This window comes from Pseudolysinimonas yzui, assembly GCF_014653215.1.
GTDB classification, from domain to species: Bacteria; Actinomycetota; Actinomycetes; order Actinomycetales; family Microbacteriaceae; genus Pseudolysinimonas_A; species Pseudolysinimonas_A yzui.
Genome location: NZ_BNAI01000001.1, coordinates 1,119,719 through 1,141,125 on the forward strand (window position 1 = coordinate 1,119,719; position 21,407 = coordinate 1,141,125).

The following is a 21,407-nucleotide window of genomic DNA, read 5'->3' on the forward strand; positions in this document are numbered from 1 at the left end:
AAGGTGGTTGCCAGGGCGCGCGGGAAAGGCACGGAGCAGATCGTCTCCGTCGGTGGCCACCGCCTGAAACTGACGAACCTCGACAAGGTGCTCTACCCCGAGACGGGCACGACGAAGGCGGAGGTGCTCGACTACTACACGCGCATCGCGGATGTGCTCATCCCGCACGCCCGCAACCGGCCGGTGACCCGCAAGCGCTGGGTCGAAGGCGTCGGCACGAGCGCGAAACCCGGCACGGTGTTCTTCGAGAAGAACCTGCCCGACTCCGCGCCGTCGTGGATCAGCCGCCGCGACATCCAGCATTCCGACCATGTCAACACCTATCCCCTGGTGAACGACCTCGCGACACTGGCCTGGATGGCACAGCAGGCGGCGCTGGAACTGCACGTTCCGCAGTGGCGGTTCGGCAAGGGTGGAGCGCGGCAGAATCCCGACCGGCTGGTGCTCGACCTCGACCCGGGCGAGGGCGCTGGCCTATCCGAGTGCGTCGAGGTCGCGAAAGCGGTGCGTGCGATCCTCACCGGGATGGGGCTCGAGTCGTACCCGGTGACGAGCGGCTCCAAGGGCATCCATCTGTATGCGCCCCTCGACGGACAGCAGACCTCCGATCAGGTGTCGTCGGTCGCGCACGAACTGGCGCGGGCGCTCGAAGCCGACCATCCCGACCTCGTCGTGAGCGACATGAAGAAGACGCTGCGCGCGGGCAAGGTGCTACTCGACTGGAGCCAGAACAACGGCAACAAGACGACGATCGTGCCGTACTCGCTGAGGGGCAGGATGCGCCCCACCGTGGCCGCCCCGCGCACCTGGCGCGAACTGCTCTCCCCCGGGCTGCGGCAGCTCGAGATGCACGAGGTGTTGGCGCGGGTTGCCGCGAAGGGCGACCCGGCGGCCGACCTGGAGCGGGAGATCTGGCACTCGTCGGAGGCGGAGGAGAAGCTCGCCGTCTACCGGTCGATGCGCGACGGGGCGAAGACGCCGGAGCCGATGGGGGGTGCAGTGCAGGGGCCCGGCAACTCCTTCGTCATCCAGGAGCATCACGCGACGGCGCTGCACTACGACTTCCGCCTGGAACGTGACGGGGTGCTCGTCTCGTGGGCGGTGCCGAGGGGGGTGCCGACGGAAGCCGGCAAGAACCACCTCGCGGTGCACACCGAGGATCACCCGCTGGAGTACGGGCAGTTCGAGGGTGAGATCCCCAAGGGCGAGTACGGCGCCGGCAAGGTCACCATCTGGGATCGCGGCTCGTACGACCTCGAGAAATGGCGCGACGACGAGGTGATCTTCACGATCCACGGCGAGAAGCACGGGTCGCAGCGGCTCGCGCTGATCCAGACCGACAAGGGCGGCAAGAACTGGCTGCTGCACCTCATGAAAGACCAGCAGCCGGTCGACTGGGACGACCCCGAGAGCGTCGCGGCGTCGAAGGCGCGCTCGGCGGCGGGTTCCTGGAAACGCGTCGGCGCCGAACCGCGGCGCGGGCTGAAGCGCGGCAAGTCGGTCGTCGGCGGGCGCACGAATGCGGCCGGCACCGTGCATCCGATGCTCGCGACCCTCGCCGATCTCGACACGTTCGCTCGCGATGACGACTGGGTGTTCGAGATGAAGTGGGACGGCTACCGCGCGATCGCGACGGTGCGCGACGGCACGGTGGAGTTGCGGTCGCGCAACGGCCTCGACTTCACCCCGACGTATCCCGAGTTGCAGGCGCTCGCCGACGCCGTGGAGGGCGATGTCGTGCTCGACGGCGAGATCGTCGCCCTCGACGCGTCGGGTCGGCCGTCGTTCGGCCTGCTGCAGACCCGGTCGGGCATCACCTCTCCGCGCGACGTCGAGCGGGCCCGGAAGGCGCAGGAGGTGCAGTTCTTCGCGTTCGACATCCTGGAACGCGACGGGCGGTCGCTCGCGGCCCGGCCGTACACCCAACGCCGCAGCGAGCTGCGCGAAGCGGTGCGGGATGTCGGCCCGGTGCGGGTACCCCCGGATGCCGGCAGCGACCTCGACGCCGCCGTCGCGACGAGCCGCAGACTCGGGCTCGAGGGAGTGATCGCGAAGCGGGCATCCTCTCCCTATCGTCTCGGACGTCGTTCGCGGGACTGGCTGAAGGTGAAGCACACCCTCACCCAGGAGGTCGTCGTCGCCGGCTGGCGCCCGGGCAACGGAGCACGCTCCGACACCGTCGGGTCGCTGCTCGTCGGCGTCCCCGGAAAGGGTGGACTCGCCTACGTCGGCCGGGTCGGCAGCGGATTCACCGACCGCGAGCTCGGCGACCTGCGCACCCGCCTCGACCGGATGGGCCGCGAGACCAGCCCGCTCGTCGGGGTGCCGCCCGTCGACGCGAAGGACGCGCGGTGGGTCACCCCGAAACTCGTCGGCGAGGTCGAATACGCCGAGATCACCGCCGACGGCCGCCTGCGCGCCCCCACCTGGCGCGGCTGGCGGCCCGACAAGACCCCTGAAGAAATCACCTGGGAGGTGCCCGATGGATCGTGACCCTGACCGCTTGGAGTACGAGCCGAACGCCGAGGACGAGAGGATCGAACCGCTCGAACCCGCCGACGAGCAGGCACCTCCGCCGCCGACCCTCGACCCCGACGAACGCATCGAGGTCGACGACGACGACGATCTCGCGCTCGACGACGACCGTCCCGCCTGACCCCGAAGGCACTAATCCGCCAATCCCGGGGCTCCGGTACCGGTAATCCGTCACATTTGTCACGGATTGCGGCGCGAAGGTCTCACGGCGCCCGGAAGCCGCGCGACACGCTCAGTAGAGGAAGAAGATGGGCGCCCACGAGGGGTTGCGGGCGTGCACGATCGCGAGAAAGACGAGCGCGTCGAACGCCAGATGCACGGCCAGCACGTAGCCGAGCGACCGGGTCTTCGCGAACAGGTAGCCCTGCAGCAACGCGAACGGGATGGTGAGCAGCGGGCCCCACGCGCGATAGCCCAGCTCCCAGAGGAACGACACGAAGATCACGGCAGTGAGGATGTTGGCCTGCCACAGCGGGAAGTGTCGCCGCAGCAGCACCAGCACCGTGCAGATGAAGAACAGCTCGTCCCAGGTGCCGACCGCGTTGACCCCGACGAAGAAGCGCAGGAGCTCACCGGTGTCTTCGAGCGGCGGCCAGTTGAGATAGGCGCCCGAGCGGATGAAGTAGAACGGCAGGATCAGGTAGCCCAGCGCCGGCACCGCGAGCAGGTAGCCGATCTCGAGCCGCGTCTTGTTCTCGCGCGACCGCCACGGGAACCGGATCACCCGCCGCCGGAACACGAACCGATCGAGCACGAACGGCACGAGCACCGCGAGCGCCAGCACCGTGCCGATGCGGATGAACGACGGCCACGAGACATCCGCTTCGACGCTCGTCGTCGCGACGATGCCGATGCCGACGCCGATCAGGGTGAGGTCTTTGCCGAGCTCGCGATCGAGCAGCATCGCGGCGATCAGCGACGCCGCGAGCAGCGGAACGCCGACCGCGTGGAATTGCAGCCCGAACAGGAAGAACGCCGACAGCGACACCCCGATGGCGGGGAGCAGACTCCAGCTCGAGTCCGACGCGCGCAGGGTTTCGATACGCCCGCTACGCGGGCTACTCAACCGGCGGCTCTTCGAACTTCGGCAGGGTGATCGCGCCGGTCGTCGGCACCATGCCCGACAGCCGCTCGGGCGACAGCACCCGGCGCACCTCCTCGGCCGACATCAGACCCTGCTCGACGACAAGTTCGGCGATCGAGGCGCTCGTGGTGAGCGCCGTGTGCGCGAGGGTCGCCGCCGCCGCGTAGCCGATGTACGGGGTGAGGGCGGTGACGACGCCGACGCTCATGCCGACCTGTTCGTGCAGCCGCACCGTGTTCGCCTCGATGCCTTCGATGCAGTTCACCCGCAGCGTCGTGCAGGCGTGCGTCATCCAGTCCAGCGACTGCAGGATGCTGTGGGCGATCACCGGTTCGAAGGCGTTGAGCTGCAGCTGGCCGGCCTCCGCCGCGGCGGTGACCGTGGCATCCGCACCGATGACGGCGAACGCCACCTGGTTGACCACCTCGGGGATGACGGGGTTGACCTTGCCGGGCATGATCGACGACCCCGCCTGACGGGCCGGCAGGAAGATCTCGCCGAGCCCCGCCTGCGGGCCCGACGACAGCAGCCGCAGGTCGTTGCAGATCTTCGACAACTTCACCGCGGCGCGCTTGAGGGTGCCCGAGGCGGTCATGAAGATGCCCGCGTCGGCGGTCGCCTCGATGAGGTCGGGCGCCGTCTCCTGCGGCATGCCGCTGAGTTCCTCGAGGTGGCGGCGCACCGCCTCCGCGTACCGCGGGTCGGCGGTGATGCCGGTGCCGATCGCGGTCGCGCCCATGTTGATCTCGTTGAGCCAGGGAATCACTTCCGAGAGCCGGTCGAAGTCTTCGGTGAGGGTGCGGGCGAAGCCGCGGAACTCCTGGCCGAGCGTCATCGGCACGGCGTCCTGCAACTGGGTGCGACCCACCTTGAGGATGTGCGCGAACTCGACGCCCTTCGCCGCGAAGGCCTGGGTGAGCAGGCGATGCTCGACGAGCAGTTTCTGGATGCCGAAGACCATCGCCAGCTTGATGGCCGTCGGGTAGACGTCGTTGGTCGACTGCGACCGGTTGACGTCGTCGATCGGGCTGAGGTGCTCGTACTCGCCGCGCCCGTGACCCATCATCTCGAGCCCGATGTTGGCGATCACCTCGTTGGCGTTCATGTTGGTGCTCGTGCCGGCGCCGCCCTGGATGACTCCGACGACGAACTGGTCGTGGAATTCGCCCGCGACGATGCGGGCACAGGCGGCGTCGATGATGTCGGCTTTCGCCGGATCGAGCACGCCGATCTCGCGGTTGGCGCGAGCCGACGCCTGTTTCACGAAGGCGAGGGCTCGCAGCAGGCTGGGGTAGTTCGAGATCGCGCGTCGCGAGATCGGGAAGTTCACCAACGCTCGCGCGGTATGGATGCCCCAATAGACATCGGCGGGGATCTGCATCGATCCCAGCGAGTCGGTCTCGGTTCTGGTGGGTCCGCCGCCGGTCAGCACGCTTGTGGCGAGCTCGGGACCGGTCGTCGGTTGGACAGGCGTGGTTCCCTGCATAGCAGTGAGCCTAGGCGCGCTCCTGGGATAAGGGGAGAGCGATGCGTCTCGAGTTTCAGCCCAGGTGGGACAGGATGAACGCCGCCAGGAAACCGAGGGTCGCGAGCAGGCCGGTCGCCGCCCGATCCCGGGCGAACGCCGTCGGGATCATCGTGTTGCAGACCATCGCGAGCATGCCCCCCGCGGCGATGGTCGTGATGAACGCGATCAATTCCGCGGGCGCGTCACGCAGCAGGAGGTAGCCGAGCAGCGACGCCACGCCCGACACGACCACGACCGCGCCCCAGACTCCGAAGACGTACCGCGCCGGGCGTCCGGCATCCTTCATCCCCGCCGCACTCGCCAACCCCTCCGGGAGGTTCGCGATCGCGATCGCGAGCAGGATCGGCAGGCTGAGGCCCCCGGTGGCGGCGACGGTGGTGCCGAGCACGACCGACTCCGGGATGCCGTCGACGAGCGCGCCGATGAGGAGCGCGAGTCCTCCGCGTTTCCGGTTGCCGCTCCCCCGACGCCCTCGCGCGTCGACGACTTCGGCCGCCGCGACATAGATGATCGCGCCGAGCACGAAACCGAGCACGGTCGGCCAGAGCCCTCCGTCGGCGTGCGCCTCCGCGACGAGTTCATAGGCGAGGGCCGCGATGAGCACCCCGGCCCCGAACGCGGTGATGCCGGCGACGATCGCCTGCGGCACCCGGACCAGCCACGCGACCGCGGCACCGAGCAGCAGGATCGACCCGGCGACCAGCCCGCTCCCTGCGGCCGTCAGCGCACCGATGACGGCATCCATGCCGCCAGTGTCGCACCTGGCGGCCACGCCGCGAAGGGGTGCGACCCGAAAGGGGAGCCCCCGAAGCGGGGCTTATCCGAGCGCCGCTCACCGCTCTAATGTCGACAGCAATCGCGAGGGGGTCGCGATCGAGAGGGTCAGAATCCGATGCACTCGTCACGGGTGCTGGGCGTGGTCGCGTTAACCGCGATCATCGTCGCAGCCATCAGCTTCGCGGTCGTCGATGTGACGATCACGGCGGGCTGCGACGAGGGGCCCTGCAACGGCGGCATCCCGATCGTCGCCATCACGTTCGCCGCCCTCGGCGCACTCGCGGCGCTGGTCAGCGTGATCCCGGCGGTGAGCTGGATCGTCGAGGCGATCCGTACGGCACGGGCGGCGAGCCACGAAGAGGACCGGGAACTCGCCCGGGCCGCGCGCGCCCGGCCGCTCTACACCGACGAGGAACTCTGATGCCACCGGTCACCAGCGGGGCGCACTGCCGGGGAATCGGCTGCGACCACGCGCAGACCGACTCCGACGCCGACGTCAGTCCAGCCGACCGACCGCGAGCACCCGCACGACCGCGACACCTTCTTCGGCTGACGCCGCGAGGTCGACTTCGGCGGTGATGCCCCAGTCGTGATGCCCGGCGGGGTCGTCGAGGATCTGACGCACCACCCAGCGGTCGGGCTCTTCGTCGATGACGAGTCGCGCGACGCTGCGGGCGTCGGGCCCGGTGCCGATCTCGTCGTGTTCCGCGTAGTAGGCGTCGAGCGCCTCGGCCCACGGCACCCCCGGGTCGAGGGCGAGCAGTTCGTCGTCGCGCTGCAGCGCTGCGGCCTGCACCCGCCGCCACAGGGCGTTCCGCACGAGCACCAGGAACGCGCGGCGGTTGGTGACGACGCTCGTCGGCGCCGGCGGCAGAACCGGCTTCTCCCCGGCGACGAGTTCGGCCGGGTTCTGTAGCGCGGCCCACTCGTCGAGCAGGCTCGAGTCGACCTGCCGCACCAGTTCGCCGAGCCACTCGATGAGATCCTGCAACTCGTCGGTCTTGAGTTCATCGGGGATCGTCTGCCGCGCCGCCCGGTAGGCGTCGGAGAGGTAGCGCAGCACGAGCCCTTCGCTGCGGCCCAGCTGGTAGAACGCGACGTAGTCCGAGAACGACATCGCCCGCTCGTAGAGGTCGCGCACGACTGACTTCGGGGAGAGCTCGAAGTCGCGCACCCAGGGCTGGGATGCCGCGAAGGTCTCGAAGGCCTGCTCGAGCAGCTCGTCGAGCGGCTTGGGCCAGGTGACCGTCTCGAGCAACTCCATGCGCTCGTCGTACTCGATGCCGTCGGCCTTCATCGCCGCGACCGCCTCGCCGCGGGCCTTGAACTGCTGCTGCGACAGGATCGGCCGCGGGTCGTCGAGGGTGGACTCGATGATGCTGATCATGTCGAGCGCGTACGTGGGCTGCTCGAGATCCAGCAACTCGAAGGCGGCGAGCGCGAACGGCGACAGCGGCTGGTTGAGCGCGAAGTTCGGTTGCAGGTCGACGGTGAGCTTCGGGATGCCGTCGCGCAGCTCGACGACGCCGGCCGCCTTCAGCGTGCGGTAGATGCCCAGCGCCCGCCGGGCCAGCTCCCGCTGCAGCTCCGGCGGCTCGTGGTTGTCGAACACGAGGGCGCGAACGTTCTCGAAGGGATCACCGCCCTCCCGCCCGATGACGTTGATGAGCATCGCCGCGGTGATCTGCATGGATGACGTGAGCGTCTCGGGTTCCGCGGCGATCAGCCGCTCGAACGACGCCGGACCCCAGGAGACGAAGCCCTCGGGGGCGCGCTTCTTCGGGCCCCCCTTCTTGCCCTTCGCCTCGGCCTTCTTCGCGGCGATCTGGTTCTCGATCTCGTGTTCGGGAGCCTCGGCGACGACATCCCCTGCGACGTCGTGCCCGGCCCGCCCGGCGCGCCCGGCGATCTGGTGGAACTCGCGTGCCGAGAGCTGCCGCATCTTCACGCCGTCGAACTTCGTGAGCGCCGTCAGCAGCACGGTGCGGATCGGCACGTTGATGCCGACGCCGAGGGTGTCGGTGCCGCAGATGACCCGCAACATGCCGAGTTGCGCCAACTGCTCGACGAGCCGGCGGTACTTCGGCAGCATCCCGGCGTGATGCACCCCGATGCCCGCCCGCACCAGCTTCGACAGGGTCGACCCGAAGCCGGGCGAGAACCGGAAGCCGCCGATCTCCTCGGCGATCCGGTCACGCTGCTCGCGCGTCGCGACCCGCGCCGAGAGCAGCGCCTGCGCCCGCTCGACCGCGGCGGCCTGGGCGAAGTGCACGATGTACACCGGCGCGAGCCTCTCTTCCAGCAGCGACTCGACCGTCTCGTGCACCGGCGTCGTCACGTAGCGGTAGTGCAGCGGCACGGGCCGCTCGACGCCGGTGACGTGCGCCACCTCGATCCCGGTGCGACGCTCCAGGTCGGTCGAGATGTCGGTCAGGTCGCCGAGCGTCGCCGACATGAGCACGAACCGCGCCCGGTTCAACACCAGCAGCGGCACCTGCCAGGCCCAGCCGCGCTGCGGATCGGCGTAGAAGTGGAACTCGTCGGCGATGACCACGTCCACGTTCGTCTCCGCACCCTCGCGCAGCGCGAGGTTCGCGAGGATCTCGGCCGTGCAGCAGATGATCGGCGCATCCGGGTTGACGCTCGAGTCGCCGGTCACCATGCCGACGTTCTCGGGGCCGAACACCTCGACGAGGGCGAAGAACTTCTCGCTCACCAGCGCCTTCAGGGGGGCGGTGTAGAAGGAGCGCTGACCCTGCGCGAGCGCGGCCGCGTGCGCGGCGATCGCGACCAGCGACTTGCCCGTTCCCGTCGGGGTGGAGAGCACCAGGTGACGGTCGAGCACGAGCTCCAGCACCGCCTCCTCCTGCGCCGGATAGAGCCGCAACCCACGCGACCGGGCCCAGTCGTCGAACGCCTGCACGAAGGCATCCGCATCCCATGGCGCCGGAAGAGCGGCGACGAGCGCCGTCTTCGGCGACGACACGAGAGGCGGCATGAGTCGAGTCTGCCCTGTCCCCCGGGATGGGGCCGCCGTGTCCCCACCTCGGGGTGGAGCGCACGGGTACCCCCGAATCGCCCCTGCGCCTTAGAATCAGCTGGGAATCCTGCGTTCTGCAGGGTCGTAGGGCGTGAGGAGCGTGCTGTCGTGGCAGACGACGACGTCCGCGTCCCCGCGGGCTGGTACCCGGACCCGCTCGGGCTTCCGCAGCTGCGGTGGTGGGACAACCACGCCTGGACCGAGCACACCTCCGACGCGCGCCAGCCGATGGTCGCCGAACACATGACCGCGCAGACGATGGCCGCGCAGCCGGTGCAGCCGAACTGGGCCGAACCGGCCAAGCCCCGGCTGGCCTTCGCCGACGACTTCGTCGACCCCGCCGACCTCGCCGACTTCATCGACTCCGCCGACCCGGTGCACGACCTCGTCGAGCCGGCGACGGGCGTGACCGAACTACCGTCACGACGCGCCCTCCGCGAAGCGGAACGCCTCGCCCACGACGACGACATCGTGCACGACCTCACCGGCGACAGCGCCCGCTTCGGCGACCCGCTCCCGCAGCTCGAGGCACCGGCACCCGGCAGCAGCAGCGACGCCGAACCGTCCCCGGCCGTACGCTACGCCCGCGGGGCCGGCATCGCCGACGCCCCGCGTTCGATGCGGTACGACCTCGACGAAAGCCACGAAGACCTCCTCGGTGAGACGTCGATCCCGCGGTCGGCGTTCGCGCACGCGAGCTCGTCGACGACGACCTTCATCCCCGACTACCCGGCCGAGCCCCAGCCCGAATCGAGCCGTGCGCACGGCAGCCACCGGGTGCGGATGGCCCACGCCGCGCAGACGAGCACCGTTCCGGCCTGGCTGCTCACCCTGATCCCGGTCTACATGCTGCTGGTCGGCATGATCCTGCTGCTCAGCGGAGTGCAGGCCTCGTTCGCCTACGTCAACGCCGCCATCGTGCTCGGGGTGCCGTGGATCGCCGGCATCGTGCTCGCGATCATCGACTACCGGATGCTGGAGCGCGGTGGCATGGACGCCCCGGCCCCGTGGGCCTGGGCTCTCTTCGGGGCGCCGGTGTATCTCGTCGCGCGGCTCGTCGCGACGGTGCGCGAAACCGGCACCGGCTTCGGCCCCGTGCTCACCTTCTTCACCCTCGGACTGTTCACGGCGGGCGCTGTCGTCGCCGTGCCCGGTCTGGTGATGGAACTCTCGCCCTCCTTCTTCTCGGAGGAGGCCGAGCGCTCCGTGCAGGCCGACGCCCGCTCGTTCGGCACCGAACTGCAGGTGGACTGCCCCGAGACTCCCCCGTTGCTGCTGCAGCAGTCGTTCAGCTGCGCGGCGACGAACGAAGACGGTGACACCTTCGACGTGCTCGTCAGCCTGCAGCGCTCCAACGGGTGGATCGACTGGCGCGTCGACAGCTGGGGCGCCTTCGCAATGGGTTCCTGATCCTGCTCTGGACACACCCGAACGGGGTGATGAGACCCACAGCCGCTGTCCCTAGACTGGCTACACCCCTGCACCACCGAGTACCACCGCACCTGCATCGCCTTCGCTTTCGTCCCCCGACGTTCCCGGCCCGAAGGAGTACGGCTTGACCGACCAGGCGACCCGCGTTGTGCCTGCAGGCTGGTATGAAGACCCGGCCTCGAATGCTCACGTGCGCTGGTGGAACGGTCTCGCGTGGACCGAGCACACCGCGATCAAGCCCACCCCGGCCCCGGTCGCGCAACCGACGACTCCCGCGTACGGCGACTACGGCAGCGGCCGGTATGGCGACGGCTACACCGCCCAGGAGCAGGTCACGACCGCCACCGGCTCGACCGCGACGCCCGAGACGCTCGCGCGCATCGCCGAGGCGCGCGAACTGGAGCGCCAGTACGGCATCAGCACCGCCGAGAACGAGATCATCATGCGGGCCGCCGGCCACGGTGCGGCCAGCCTCGGGGCCGCCGACCACGGTGCGGCCAGCCACGGTGGCGCCTCGACCGGCTCGGACTACCGGCCCTGGAACGCCGAGCCCGAACCGGTCTACGAGGAGCCGAGCAGCAACACGGCATCCGCGTGGTTCATCGCGCTCTGGCCGCTGCTCACCCTCGCGGCCGCGGCGACCGCCGCGTATCTCGCCTTCTACGTCATGCCCGAACCGAGTGTCGCGGGCATCCCCGTCGTCGCCGCGGTCGCGCTGGTGCCGTCGCTGCTCACCCTGATCTGGGCCGCGACGGATGCCCGCAAGCTCCGGCAGAACGACTTCCGGCCGGCGAGTCCCGCGCTCGCCCTCCTCGGGCCGCTGATCTACCTGATCGGCCGGCGCGTGCGGGTTCCGGGCTCGGGCCCCCTCGCGTTGCTGCTCGTGCTCACCGTGATCGCGGTCGGCGCGCCGACGGCGGCGTATCTGACCGGATACGCGGTGCCGGTGACCAAGGCGCTCGAGATCCAGCAGACCGTGCAGGCCGACCTCGTCGGCAGCGGCAAGCTCGCCTCTGTCTCGTGCCCGGTGTTCGTCGAAAGCCTCGAACTGGGTTCGCTCTACAGCTGCAACGGCGTGGGGCCCGACGGCGGCGAGAAGCTGGTCTGGGTGAGCATCGACACCGAGGACGGCGACTTCTCGTACGCCCTCGCCCTGCGGTAGCACTCGCCCTTCCCAGCCACCGCGTCGGCTGCCGGCTCTAGGCTGAGCGGGTCATGCGCATCCTCTTCGTCCGTCACGGTCAGACGCCCGCCAACGTGCGCGGCATCCTCGACACCGCCGCGCCCGGCCCGGGGCTCACCGAGCTCGGCACCCGGCAGGCGCACGCGGTCGTCGAGGCGCTCGGGCACGAGTCGATCGCGGCGATCTACGTGTCGAAACTGCTGCGCACCCACGAGACCGCGGCGCCGCTCGCCGCGGCACTCGGCCTCACCCCGGTCGAACTCGACGGAACCCACGAGATCGAGGCCGGCGACGTCGAGGGCCGCAGCGACCACGACGCAGTGCGCACCTACATGACGACGGTATTCGCCTGGGGGTCGGGCGACCCCAGCCCGGTGATGCCCGGCGGACCCGACGGCCACGCCTTCTTCGCGCGCTTCGACGGCGCCATCGCGCAGGTCGCCGCCGAGCATCCCGTCGATGCGACCGTCGTCGTGGTCAGCCACGGCGCCGCCATCCGCGTCTGGACGGGTGCGCGCGTGCGCAACCTCGGCGACGGGTTCACCGCCGACAACCACCTCGACAACACCGGCATCGTCGTCGTCGACGGGTCGCCCGAGGCCGGCTGGACGGCGCTGTCGTGGGGCGGGGTTCCCGTGGGCGGCGCACAGCTCGCCGATCCGACCGCCGACGACCCCACGGGCGACGCGCTCGACGAAGCGCTCGACGACCCGCGCGACCGCTGAGCCCGCGCGACCACTGAACCCGCGACTGCTCAGCCCGCGGCGCGCATCCCGCGTCACGTCGGCGGTGGCGCCTACCCTCTCAACTGTGACCCGCCGGATCCTCCACGCACGCGCGGAGCTCGTCGCCGAAGGCATCGACCACCTCGGCGTCGAGACGTTCTGGCACTCGCTGGTCGCGGCGCACGTCACCCGTGTCGCCGGGCCGGGGATGACGGCGATCCTGGGCGACCTGCCCGAGCGCGGCCGCGAGGTGACCGACGACCTCATCGACGGTCTCACGATCAGCGAGATCAACGTGCTCTACGAGTTCTCGCTCGCCTACGTCGATCGCTCCAGCCGCAAGTCGAGCGGCCAGTTCTTCACCCCCGACGACGTCGCCCGCTTTCTCGCCACCCGCGCGGCGGCGCTTCCCGACGGCACCTGGATCGACCCGTGCTGCGGCATCGGCAACCTCTCCTACTGGCTCGCGCACGAGCAGCCCGACTCCGCGCGGTTTCTCGCCGAACGACTCGTGCTCGTCGATCGTGACCCCCTCGCCCTCACCATCGCCCGCGCGCTGCTCGCCACCGAGTTCGGGCTCGACGGCGCCCAGTATCGGGCCCTCCACGCGCGGTCGCGGGTGGCCGACGCGCTCAGCGACGACCTGCCGGAGTTCGACTACGCCCTCATGAACCCGCCCTACGTGGTCGTGCCGCGTGACGACCGGTTCGCCGCGGCGGAATCGCGTGACCTGTACGCCTACTTCCTGGAGCGGATGATCACCCTCGGCCGCCGCGGCATCGTCGCGATCACGCCGCAGAGCTTCACCTCGGGCCGCAAGTTCGCGGGGCTGCGCCGGTTGCTCGTGCGGCAGCTGGAGACGATGGATGTCTACTGCTTCGACAACGTGCCCGACAACGTGTTCCGCGGGGTGAAGTTCGGGTCGCAGAACACCAACAGGGTGAACTCGACCCGAGCCGCCGTGCTCGTCGGTCTGATGGGCGACTCCGGTGCGCCCCGACGCCACCGCATCACCCCGCTGCTGCGCTGGCGCGCCCACCAGCGCGCCGACCTGTTCGCGGCGGCCGACGACTTCCTCACCGAGCTGCAGCCCGACGCCGACCGGGCCTTTCCGAAGGTCGGGGCGGCGCTCGTGCGGCTGCACCGCGCGATGCTGGAGTGCGACACCACGGTGCGCGATCTTGTCGTGCCCGGGCCGACGGCGTACCCGCTCGACGTTCCGGTGACCCCGCGTTACTTCCTCTCGGCCGTGAAACGGGTGCTCGACCGCGGCCACGTGCACCGGCTGTACTTCGCAACCGAAGCGTCCCGGGATCGTGCCGCGATCGTGCTCAACTCGTCGCTCGCCTACTGGTGGTGGCGGGCCTACGAAGGCGGAATCACCGTCTCGCGCTCGATTCTCATGTCGGTGCCGGTGCCGATCGGGGATGCCGACGCCGGCTTGGTCGCGGCCCTCGAGGCGTCGGAACGCGAGAACGTCGTCGTCAAACGCAACGCCGGACGCCCCAACGAGAACGTCAAGCACCCGTGGCGCCTCCTCCGGCTGCTCGACCAGGCGGTCGCCCCCGACGACGTCGACGACCTCCTCGCCACCCACGCCAACTCCCACTTGAGCGTCCCGGCGCCCTCTCGCGGGTTGAGGAGCGCCACCGAAGGCGACACGTCTCGAAACCCCAGCCCCGAGCAACCTCCCGCCCATCCCCCCGCGAGAGCCTCCGGATCATGAAGCTCCCGCTCTGGCCGGCCGGATCCACGAGCGGTTCCCCCGAATTCGACACCCTGCGCGACCGCCTGGTCGCCGACGACAACCTCCGCGAGGAGCTCGAGGCCGCACTCCGTGCGAACGTGAACCGCATCGACCCCACCGATCGGGCCAACCGTTTCGGGTCGGGTGCGGCGGTCGAGTGGATCATCGCGGCTGCGGCGTACCAGGCCGGCATCCTGTCGGTGCCGGGTGGCCACAACGCCGACGGTTTCGATCTGCAGTCGCTGCGCGATCAGGTGCGCGGACTGTGGAGCGTGAAGAACACGACGAAGGCGAGCGGCTTCCGGCTGACGAACGGCATGAGCGGTGCGGGCCGCGGGTTCACCGAGGGCGTCATCCTGCTCTCCCCCGCGCTGCCGGGGCTCACGTTCGCACACCCGGACTTCCATCCCGACGTCGCCGCCGCGGTGCAGCAGAAGGACGACCACACCCTGTTGCCGCTGCGCGACGCCCTGCGTCACGCCGAAGAGCACCCGGAATGTGTGGCGCCGATCCGCATGCCGGTGAACCCGAAGACCGGCCGCGACGACCCGTGGATGGACTACGTGAAGTCGCTGCTTGAGCCGCAGCGGTTCCCCCGGCTGTCGAAGCTGTTCGTCGACGCGGTGCCGCCGCAGCGTTCGCTGGCGACCGAGATCGTCGAACTCGCGAAGCTGCGGGATGCCGGAACGCTCACCGAGGCGCAGTTCAGTGCCGCGGTGGATCGCATCACCGCCGGCTGACTCGAAGGCCGGACCTTACCGGGTCGAGCGGCGCGTGTCACCCCCCTTTCACCCGCACCGTTCTTTGGGTGTGCTGGGGTGAGGACTCCCCCGCCCTCGAGAGGCGCCGACGAGGGATTCCCGGAAGGAATGAACGATATGGGACGTCACAGCATGGGCTATGTGCCGCCGGGCGACGACTTCGCCGTGTTCTCCGCGGACGGGCTGTCCGCGGACGGTGTCTCCGCGGACGGGCTCTCTGCGGACGCGTCGATCGCCCCTCCCGGCGGTCCGATCGAGCCGGGGATTCCCGGTGCGCCGGAGGCGCCCAGCCCGAACACGCCCGGCCCCGACGCCCCGTCGACCGTTCCCGCCGAGCCCTATCCGGGTGAACCCAACCCGGTGGAGCCGTACCCGGTGGAGCCGAACGTTCCGGGTGAGCCGATGGAGCCACCCCCGCTCGCCCCCGAGGATTCCGATGACGGCTCAACCCCCGCTCCGGGGGCGTGGCACGCCGCCGGACCCGAGGTGCTCTGAAGCAGCGCCACCGGCCTTCCGACCGCGACCTCAGCCCGCCGGCGGTCGCTCGGCGGCGAGCACAAGCTCGGGTCGAGCGAGGCTGCGTTGCGTGCGTCGCGCGACGGCTGACACGACGACCCCGATCAGCGCTCCCGCGGCCGCTCCGAGGGTGTTGGCGACGACGTCGCGCGGGTCGGACACTCGCGGTGACCACATCTGCAGCACTTCGATCGCGATCGACACCGCCCCGCCGGCGACGACGGCACCCACCCATCCGGCACGCGGCACGGCGAGCCGCACCAGCAGCCCGAGAGGCACGAACAGCAGAATGTTGGCGACGAACTCGGGGGATCCGAGTCGCACCCACGTCTCGGGGGCGATCCAGACGCTCGGCGACAACACGTCGTAGTCGCCCCGGTTCGGCAGCGTGCGCCAGAGCGTGGGCCCGAGGGTGATCATTCCGATCACTCCGAGGTACACCGCCGCGAGGGCGGCGAACGGCAGGGAGCGTCGGGTCATCTTCTGATCTTCGACGCCTGATGCTCGGTGCCCGCTGGGAGCCGGCCCGGAGTCGACCGCAGAGCCGGACCCGGCACCGAACCGCGCTGCCGAACCTGATGCTCCCGGATCGCCCGCGACTTGGTGACGAGCAGCTCTGGGGGCCGAGGTCGATCCGGGGGCGGGTGCAACCAGGACCGTCCCTCTCGTCGGCGGATCTGCCAGCCCTCGTTGTGCAGTTTCAGGTGGTGATGCCGGCAGAGCAGCACGCCCCGGTCGAGGTCGGTGCATCCGCCGTCGGCGTAGTGGTCGATGTGATGCGCCTCACACCAGGAGGGCGGCCGTTCGCAGCCGTGCCAGAGGCATCCGCCGTCCCGGATCGCCAGCGCGACCCGCTGATGACGCGAGAACAGCCGTTGTTCTCGCCCCAGGTCGAGTACATTGCCCAGGGAATCCAGCAGCGCCGGCTGGGTGCCATTCGCACATGCCAGCGCCTGCACCGTACCGATCGAGACGGCTTCGTTCGACCCTTCGATCACCCCGTGCCCGACACCCGCAGCCAGGTCGGATGCCGACACCAGCACCCGCACCGCCGGCATCCCTCGACCCAGCAGCACCGAAGGGTCGAGCCCGGCGGATTGCCGCAGCAACTCGGTGAACGCATCCGACGCGATCTGCTCGGTCGTGCGCTCATCCCGCTCCAACGCTTCCGCGCGACGCTCAGACTCCGCATCGACGAACCGCGGACCACCCCGCCGAGGCGACGTCGCCCGGTCGTACACCTCATCGACCACCCCGGCGGTGAGCGGGTCGTAATCCCAGATGAGGCGCTTCATCCCGTCGCGCAGATCCAGCCGCCGCAATGACCGCCGCCCGCGCAACACCGCCTCCCGGGACGCGATCCCGGCTTCATCGATCTCGTCGCGCACTTCCCGCGCGCGCTTGAGTAGCCGGTCGGGGTCGAGGTTCGGCGCTTCGTCGCACAGCAACTCGGTCGCCTCGGCCACCAGCACCGGATCCGCAGCCGCCCCATCGAGCCCCGCCCGGATCGCCTCGGCCGCCTGCACCGACACCGACCCCTCGACGACCCGGTCGCCGAGCACCCGATCGCCAGACCGTTCATCGCCCGGCACCGCGTCGTCGGACTGCGCCAGCCGCCCGACTCGCAAGGCGACCACGGCATCCCGACCCGTCACCCCGCTCACGACCTTGAGCAGCTCTTCGGGGGTGCGAGCGCCTTCCCGACGCGCCAACCCCGCCCCGCCCAACTCCGGCGACGACCTCCGCCTCAACTCCCCCGCCGCGAGCGCCAGGTGCGCATCCGCCAGCGCTTTCGCCTCGCCCGCGAGCCGCAGCCACTCCATCACCGACGCATCCGATGCCGCCCGGCACGACGAAACCGACCGCGGCACATCACGCAGCACCGCAACGGCGGTGGCGAGTGCTGAGGTCGAGGTCATGACTGAAATCCTTCCGGACTCCATTCTCCCAACCCGAACAAACTTTCGAAAGTACAAGAAGTCGCACGACGAGACCCTGTGGAGGACTCAGCGCGAACCCCGCGCAGACCGCGCAGAACGCCCCACATACCGCCGCACCAACCCGACGACGACGAGCAGCACCCCGAGCACGACCCCCGGCGGCGTGACCGCGGTGAACACCACCGCAGCCGTCGTATTCGCCGCCGCGAGCTCCGCCGCCAACCCGGCCCCCCACATCCGCAACGCCACTCCCGCCGCGACCACCGCGACGACGAGCAGCAGCCCGACCACGAACTCCCGCCACCGCTCCTCGAGGAACCCGCGCACGAGCCCGAGCACGGCGAGCCCCGCGGCGAGCGGCAACCCGAAGCCGAGCAGAACGCTGGATGCCGCCAGCACGATCGTCGCCCACAGATCCGCGGGCAGAAAGTCGGGCAGTACGGGCATGCACCCACGGTACGCGCGGGTGCAAGATCGAGAGATGACCGACTACCAACGCATCGAGCTCGGCGCCATCGACGAGTGGCGCAACCATTACGGCGGCTTTCGGGCGACGACATCCCGCGATGGTCGCCGCGTGGTCGATCACGAGGTCGACATGCAGTACATCGGGCTGACGGCGAACTCGTTCATCCCCGGCGAGGAGGCCGGCTACTGGCACTCGCACGCCCACCTCGAGGAGTTGTACGTCTTCCTCACCGGCCGCGGCGAGATGGGGCTGGATGACGAGGTGGTTCCGGTAGGCCCCGGCACCGCCATCCGCGTCGGTCAGGGCGTGATGCGCACGTGGCGCGCGGTTCCCGACAGCCCCGAGCCGCTCACCTGGTTGTGCATCCGCGCGGGCGGCACCGAGTTGGAGACGTTCCCGTCGGATGCCACCCGCGACGAGGAGCGCCCGTCACCCTGGTAGCGCTCCCCGTCGCGTCTCGGTGGTCGTTACGCCGCGCGCAGCGGCGGCCCGCCGAACGGCCCGCGTCGAGTCGGCGCGCTGCGCTCCGGAACCCCGGGAACGAAGCGCCGCCTGAGCGTGCCGAGCGGCAGGCGGATGCCGGAGTGGTCGGGCATCCGCGGCCGGCGCGGCTGCGGCGTCAGCAGGGCGCTCACGCCGTCACCTCCTTGCGATCACCCGCCCCGGTCATGCTGGCCTGGCCGGCGTTGCCTGAGGATCCCGACGCGATCTGGATCTTGCGCGGCTTCGCCCGCTCGGCGACCGGGATGATCACCGACAGCACGCCGTGCTCGTAGTTGGCGGTGATCTTCTCGAGGTCGACGCCGTCGCCGAGGGTGAACTGGCGCATGTACGACCCGTAGGGGCGCTCGTGCGAGAGCCACTTCACGTTCTCGTCGACCGGGGCGTGCCGCTCGGCGCGGATGGTGAGCAGTTGGCCGTCGACATCAAGGTCGACCGACGCGGGGTCGATCCCCGGAAGGTCGGCGCTCAGCACGTACTGATCACCGTCGCGGAACAGGTCGACGGGCATCAGCCGAGGAGTTCGAGCGGTGTCGAACACGCTGGACGCGAGGCGGTCGAACTGGCTCAGCACATCGAACGGATTGGACATGATCTATCTCCTTTCGTCTGGCGAATGAAGGTCTCATGCGGGGCCCGCGAGACCCACTTCTGTTTTAGCACTCTCTCCCCGCGAGTGCCAAGCCCCCCGTCTCGCTGAGCACCCGCTAGGGTGAGGCATCCGGAGCCTGGAGGTTCTCATGCGACACTCATCCACCCCGCTCCGCGCCCTGACCGTCACGGCCGTCGGCGTCGTCACTCTCGCAGCCCTGACCGGATGCTTCGGCCCTCCCGTTGCCGTCGAGACCCCGCGCCCGACCCCCGTGGATTTCGGGGGGATCGGCGGCGAATCCCCGGCTCCGATCGAAACCGGCGATCCTGTCGTGCCGACCGCGCCGCCCGAAGCCGGCTACACCACGCTCACCGACGACCTGCAGGTGCTCAGCATCCAGGTGCCGTCTGCGTGGACGGATGTCGACGGCTCCCCGTTCACCACCGACGGCGGCACCGAGTGGGCGGCTCTCACCGCCGCGCCGAACCTCGACGAGTACTACACGACCTGGACCACCCCGGGCGTCGAGTTCGCCGCCACCCCGATCGACGAGCCCGTCGATGAGGCGGCGTTGGTCGGGTTCCTCGGCAGCATCGGCAGCTCATACACGAGCGGCTGCGTCGCGCTGGATGTCGAGCTGCCCTACGACGACGGCTTCTACGTGGGCGTCTTCTCGACCTGGGAGAACTGCGGCGGTGACGGCGGAGCGCAGGCGTTCGCGATCGTCGCGCAGGATCCGTCGTTCGCGCACGCCGTCTACGTGCGGGGGCAGCTTGTCACGGCGCAGGATCAGGGCGACTCGCTCGCCGTCATCCTCGCGACGTTCCAGTCCTCGATCGAATAGATAGTCCCCGACGCCTACCCCGAGCAGCTGATGGCCGCCATGCGCGACGAGATCCGCCGCGTCGAGCGTGAGGAAGCAGCTCGGGATGCCGCCGCCCGCCGCCGGCAGGAACGTCGCGCCGCGCTGCGTGCCCGCGTTGCCGGGTGGTTCAGCCGCTGACTCGAACGAGGAGTTCACCCCAACGGGTGCACGTGCACCGTGGAGCTGAGCGTGGTGCCGTTCACGTCGAGATACAGCTGCCCCTCGACGACCGACACCGAGAGGGTGGTGCGCCGCTCGATCTGCGCCACCACGGCATCCACGAATCCGTCGTCGAAGCTGTGCAGCGTGATCTGATCCGCCTGATGGATGCGCTTGCCCGTCCATGCACCGATCACCTTCAGCGGGTCACGATGCGTGTAGATCGTCGTGCGGTCAGCCAGTTTGCTGGCGAAGTGCAGGCGATCAGCATCGGGAGCGCCGACCTCGATCCACGTGGTCAGCGCGCCGGTCAGGTCCCGAACGAGCACCGCAGGCTCGTCGGTCGCCGAGATGCCGTCGCCGAACGTGATGCCCTCGACATACTCGAGGCAGTACGCGAGCACCCGCGTCACCATGTACGCATCCGTCTCAGACGGATGCCGAGCGACCCGCACGGCGAACTCTTCGTACACGCCGCGATCGACGTCAGCCAACTGCACCGCGAAGTTGTACATCACTGCGCCGGCTGCCACGGAGGTCGAGCCTACGCGTCCGCGCGGGAGCATCTTCGACTGGCGCCCGAAAGCGGGTCTATCCTCACCTCCCCCAACACGCGACCCTTCGGTATGGGGAATGCGGGGGAACTGACGCACGATCTCGCCCAGCGGGCGCCCGGTCACTCACTCATCGAGAAGCTGCTCGACGAGTGGAACCAGGGCCGCATCCACTTCGGCGACCAACCGGACACGGTCGAGATCGATGAGGATGCGCGCGGCTGGTACTGGGGCGTGCTGGGCGAGCAGCGGGTCGCCGCCACCCTGTCAACGCTCGGGCCGGAGTGGACGGTGCTGCACTCCGTGCCGGTCGGCGCGGGCAACACCGACATCGACCACGTCGTGATCGGCCCAGCCGGCGTCTTTACGCTCAATACCAAGTACAGCCCCGTCTCCAACGTCTGGACCGCCGGCCGCGGGCTGATGGTGAACGGCGAGAGCCGAGCCCACTACCTGCGCAGCTCGATGGCGGAACTTCAGCGAGCATCCACCGCGCTCTCGCAAGCGGCGGGTTTCGCGGTGCCGGTCTTCTCGGCTCTCGTGTTCGTCGACCCCGCATCGCTGACCGTGAAGGCGCCCCCAGGGTGGGACGGCACCGACCTGCACGTCGTCTCGGAGCGCGGGCTGCTCCCCCTGCTCACGAGGCGCCGCGAGATGAGCGACGAGCAGCTGACAACCGTGATGGATGCCGCGCTTCGCGCGGAAACCTGGCACCGCTCCCCGCAACCCTCCCGCCCGGGCACGCACCTCACCCAGGAGTTCCAGGCACTCCGCGACGCCGTCGGCCCGGCCCTCGAGACCACACGACCTCTGGCTGCCGCTTCGTCGAGGCCGCTGGACCGGCGACCCGCGCGCACCCACATTCCGTCACGGCGGCCGGTGCGGTCGTCGCGACGCCGACGTCGGTCGATAGGCGAAGAACTCTTCCGCCTCGTCGTGCCGTTTGTCGGACTGCTCGCCGCTTGGTACTACTTAGCAAGCATTTTCGGGAAGTAGCCAC

At 69.8% G+C, this 21,407-nt stretch carries 23 protein-coding genes; 13 read left to right on the forward strand and 10 right to left on the reverse strand.

Going from position 1 to position 21,407, the window contains the following annotated elements:
- Positions 1-3 precede the first annotated feature (3 nt).
- Both IE173_RS05645 and IE173_RS05650 read left to right on the forward strand, forming a co-directional pair.
- Positions 4-2,493 (forward strand): ATP-dependent DNA ligase, encoded by a 2,490-nt coding sequence (locus IE173_RS05645; RefSeq protein ID WP_229841905.1) that lies wholly within the window; start codon positions 4-6, stop codon positions 2,491-2,493.
- Positions 2,483-2,656 (forward strand): hypothetical protein, encoded by a 174-nt coding sequence (locus IE173_RS05650; RefSeq protein ID WP_191282370.1) that lies wholly within the window; start codon positions 2,483-2,485, stop codon positions 2,654-2,656. Before IE173_RS05645 ends, IE173_RS05650 begins: the two co-directional genes overlap by 11 nt.
- A 111-nt stretch (positions 2,657-2,767) precedes the next feature.
- Here IE173_RS05650 and IE173_RS05655 read toward each other — a convergent pair whose 3' ends face one another.
- Genes IE173_RS05655 through IE173_RS05665 form a run of 3 tightly spaced genes read right to left on the reverse strand, consistent with a single transcriptional unit; the run spans position 2,768 to position 5,892 of the window.
- Complete coding sequence (locus IE173_RS05655) at positions 2,768-3,601, reverse strand: CPBP family intramembrane glutamic endopeptidase (RefSeq protein ID WP_229841906.1); 834 nt, start codon at positions 3,599-3,601, stop codon at positions 2,768-2,770.
- Positions 3,594-5,105, reverse strand: coding sequence for an aspartate ammonia-lyase (locus tag IE173_RS05660; RefSeq protein WP_191282371.1), 1,512 nt, complete (start codon positions 5,103-5,105; stop codon positions 3,594-3,596). The genes IE173_RS05655 and IE173_RS05660 overlap by 8 nt, the downstream gene beginning before the upstream one ends.
- A 55-nt stretch (positions 5,106-5,160) precedes the next feature.
- Positions 5,161-5,892 (reverse strand): ZIP family metal transporter, encoded by a 732-nt coding sequence (locus tag IE173_RS05665; RefSeq protein ID WP_191282372.1) that lies wholly within the window; start codon positions 5,890-5,892, stop codon positions 5,161-5,163.
- Positions 5,893-6,039: 147 nt separating this feature from the next.
- On the opposite strand from IE173_RS05665, the gene IE173_RS05670 reads away from it, so the two are divergent.
- Positions 6,040-6,345 (forward strand): hypothetical protein, encoded by a 306-nt coding sequence (locus tag IE173_RS05670; RefSeq protein WP_191282373.1) that lies wholly within the window; start codon positions 6,040-6,042, stop codon positions 6,343-6,345.
- Between the two features lie 75 nt (positions 6,346-6,420).
- On the opposite strand, the gene IE173_RS05675 is transcribed toward IE173_RS05670, so the two are convergent.
- Positions 6,421-8,922, reverse strand: a complete 2,502-nt coding sequence (locus IE173_RS05675) for a DEAD/DEAH box helicase (protein WP_191282374.1) — start codon at positions 8,920-8,922, stop codon at positions 6,421-6,423.
- Between the two features lie 150 nt (positions 8,923-9,072).
- On the opposite strand from IE173_RS05675, the gene IE173_RS05680 reads away from it, so the two are divergent.
- The 6 genes from IE173_RS05680 (at position 9,073) to IE173_RS05705 (ending at position 15,306) form a co-directional block, all read left to right on the forward strand.
- Positions 9,073-10,374, forward strand: a complete 1,302-nt coding sequence (locus IE173_RS05680) for a DUF2510 domain-containing protein (RefSeq protein ID WP_191282375.1) — start codon at positions 9,073-9,075, stop codon at positions 10,372-10,374.
- Between the two features lie 145 nt (positions 10,375-10,519).
- A complete protein-coding gene (locus IE173_RS05685; RefSeq protein WP_191282376.1) occupies positions 10,520-11,557 on the forward strand; it encodes a DUF2510 domain-containing protein in 1,038 nt (345 codons plus the stop codon).
- 53 nt (positions 11,558-11,610) lie between these two features.
- On the forward strand, positions 11,611-12,303 hold the full coding sequence (locus IE173_RS05690) for a histidine phosphatase family protein (RefSeq protein ID WP_191282377.1): 693 nt from the start codon (positions 11,611-11,613) through the stop codon (positions 12,301-12,303).
- 85 nt (positions 12,304-12,388) lie between these two features.
- Positions 12,389-14,029, forward strand: coding sequence for an N-6 DNA methylase (locus tag IE173_RS05695; protein ID WP_191282378.1), 1,641 nt, complete (start codon positions 12,389-12,391; stop codon positions 14,027-14,029).
- Positions 14,026-14,790, forward strand: coding sequence for a hypothetical protein (locus IE173_RS05700; protein ID WP_191282379.1), 765 nt, complete (start codon positions 14,026-14,028; stop codon positions 14,788-14,790). Before IE173_RS05695 ends, IE173_RS05700 begins: the two co-directional genes overlap by 4 nt.
- A 138-nt stretch (positions 14,791-14,928) precedes the next feature.
- Positions 14,929-15,306, forward strand: coding sequence for a hypothetical protein (locus IE173_RS05705; RefSeq protein WP_191282380.1), 378 nt, complete (start codon positions 14,929-14,931; stop codon positions 15,304-15,306).
- Between the two features lie 30 nt (positions 15,307-15,336).
- On the opposite strand, the gene IE173_RS05710 is transcribed toward IE173_RS05705, so the two are convergent.
- From IE173_RS05710 to IE173_RS05720, 3 genes are all read right to left on the reverse strand, one after another.
- Positions 15,337-15,807: a VanZ family protein gene (locus IE173_RS05710; protein ID WP_191282381.1), complete on the reverse strand. Its 471-nt coding sequence runs from the start codon at positions 15,805-15,807 to the stop codon at positions 15,337-15,339.
- Entirely contained in the window at positions 15,804-17,246 is a 1,443-nt protein-coding gene (locus tag IE173_RS05715; RefSeq protein WP_191282382.1) for an HNH endonuclease signature motif containing protein, read from the reverse strand. Before IE173_RS05715 ends, IE173_RS05710 begins: the two co-directional genes overlap by 4 nt.
- A gap of 87 nt (positions 17,247-17,333) precedes the next feature.
- Positions 17,334-17,714 (reverse strand): hypothetical protein, encoded by a 381-nt coding sequence (locus IE173_RS05720; protein ID WP_191282383.1) that lies wholly within the window; start codon positions 17,712-17,714, stop codon positions 17,334-17,336.
- Positions 17,715-17,748: 34 nt separating this feature from the next.
- Here IE173_RS05720 and IE173_RS05725 point away from each other — a divergent pair, with 34 nt between their 5' ends.
- Complete coding sequence (locus tag IE173_RS05725; RefSeq protein WP_191282384.1) at positions 17,749-18,177, forward strand: cupin domain-containing protein; 429 nt, start codon at positions 17,749-17,751, stop codon at positions 18,175-18,177.
- Positions 18,178-18,203: 26 nt separating this feature from the next.
- On the opposite strand, the gene IE173_RS05730 is transcribed toward IE173_RS05725, so the two are convergent.
- Complete coding sequence (locus IE173_RS05730; protein ID WP_191282385.1) at positions 18,204-18,371, reverse strand: hypothetical protein; 168 nt, start codon at positions 18,369-18,371, stop codon at positions 18,204-18,206.
- A complete protein-coding gene (locus IE173_RS05735) occupies positions 18,368-18,829 on the reverse strand; it encodes an Hsp20/alpha crystallin family protein (RefSeq protein WP_191282386.1) in 462 nt (153 codons plus the stop codon). The genes IE173_RS05730 and IE173_RS05735 overlap by 4 nt, the downstream gene beginning before the upstream one ends.
- Positions 18,830-18,977: 148 nt before the next feature.
- On the opposite strand from IE173_RS05735, the gene IE173_RS05740 reads away from it, so the two are divergent.
- A complete protein-coding gene (locus IE173_RS05740) occupies positions 18,978-19,673 on the forward strand; it encodes a hypothetical protein (RefSeq protein WP_191282387.1) in 696 nt (231 codons plus the stop codon).
- A 30-nt stretch (positions 19,674-19,703) separates the two neighbouring features.
- Positions 19,704-19,832: a hypothetical protein gene (locus IE173_RS15590; protein ID WP_268248897.1), complete on the forward strand. Its 129-nt coding sequence runs from the start codon at positions 19,704-19,706 to the stop codon at positions 19,830-19,832.
- 14 nt (positions 19,833-19,846) lie between these two features.
- Here IE173_RS15590 and IE173_RS05745 read toward each other — a convergent pair whose 3' ends face one another.
- Positions 19,847-20,386, reverse strand: a complete 540-nt coding sequence (locus tag IE173_RS05745; RefSeq protein ID WP_191282388.1) for a YaeQ family protein — start codon at positions 20,384-20,386, stop codon at positions 19,847-19,849.
- Positions 20,387-20,479: 93 nt separating this feature from the next.
- Here IE173_RS05745 and IE173_RS05750 point away from each other — a divergent pair, with 93 nt between their 5' ends.
- Positions 20,480-21,403 (forward strand): nuclease-related domain-containing protein, encoded by a 924-nt coding sequence (locus tag IE173_RS05750; RefSeq protein ID WP_191282389.1) that lies wholly within the window; start codon positions 20,480-20,482, stop codon positions 21,401-21,403.
- Positions 21,404-21,407: the final 4 nt, after the last annotated feature.

Coding starts and splice junctions, on each gene's coding strand:
- IE173_RS05705 (WP_191282380.1), top strand. CDS start 14,929: ATGGGACGTCACAGCATGGGCTATGTGCCGCCGGGCGACGACTTCGCC.
- IE173_RS05660 (WP_191282371.1), bottom strand. CDS start 5,105: ATGCAGGGAACCACGCCTGTCCAACCGACGACCGGTCCCGAGCTCGCC.
- IE173_RS05725 (WP_191282384.1), top strand. CDS start 17,749: ATGACCGACTACCAACGCATCGAGCTCGGCGCCATCGACGAGTGGCGC.
- IE173_RS05715 (WP_191282382.1), bottom strand. CDS start 17,246: ATGACCTCGACCTCAGCACTCGCCACCGCCGTTGCGGTGCTGCGTGAT.
- IE173_RS15590 (WP_268248897.1), top strand. CDS start 19,704: ATGGCCGCCATGCGCGACGAGATCCGCCGCGTCGAGCGTGAGGAAGCA.
- IE173_RS05690 (WP_191282377.1), top strand. CDS start 11,611: ATGCGCATCCTCTTCGTCCGTCACGGTCAGACGCCCGCCAACGTGCGC.
- IE173_RS05665 (WP_191282372.1), bottom strand. CDS start 5,892: ATGGATGCCGTCATCGGTGCGCTGACGGCCGCAGGGAGCGGGCTGGTC.
- IE173_RS05710 (WP_191282381.1), bottom strand. CDS start 15,807: ATGACCCGACGCTCCCTGCCGTTCGCCGCCCTCGCGGCGGTGTACCTC.
- IE173_RS05700 (WP_191282379.1), top strand. CDS start 14,026: ATGAAGCTCCCGCTCTGGCCGGCCGGATCCACGAGCGGTTCCCCCGAA.
- IE173_RS05735 (WP_191282386.1), bottom strand. CDS start 18,829: ATGTCCAATCCGTTCGATGTGCTGAGCCAGTTCGACCGCCTCGCGTCC.
- IE173_RS05720 (WP_191282383.1), bottom strand. CDS start 17,714: ATGCCCGTACTGCCCGACTTTCTGCCCGCGGATCTGTGGGCGACGATC.
- IE173_RS05750 (WP_191282389.1), top strand. CDS start 20,480: ATGGGGAATGCGGGGGAACTGACGCACGATCTCGCCCAGCGGGCGCCC.
- IE173_RS05670 (WP_191282373.1), top strand. CDS start 6,040: ATGCACTCGTCACGGGTGCTGGGCGTGGTCGCGTTAACCGCGATCATC.
- IE173_RS05740 (WP_191282387.1), top strand. CDS start 18,978: ATGCGACACTCATCCACCCCGCTCCGCGCCCTGACCGTCACGGCCGTC.
- IE173_RS05675 (WP_191282374.1), bottom strand. CDS start 8,922: ATGCCGCCTCTCGTGTCGTCGCCGAAGACGGCGCTCGTCGCCGCTCTT.
- IE173_RS05650 (WP_191282370.1), top strand. CDS start 2,483: ATGGATCGTGACCCTGACCGCTTGGAGTACGAGCCGAACGCCGAGGAC.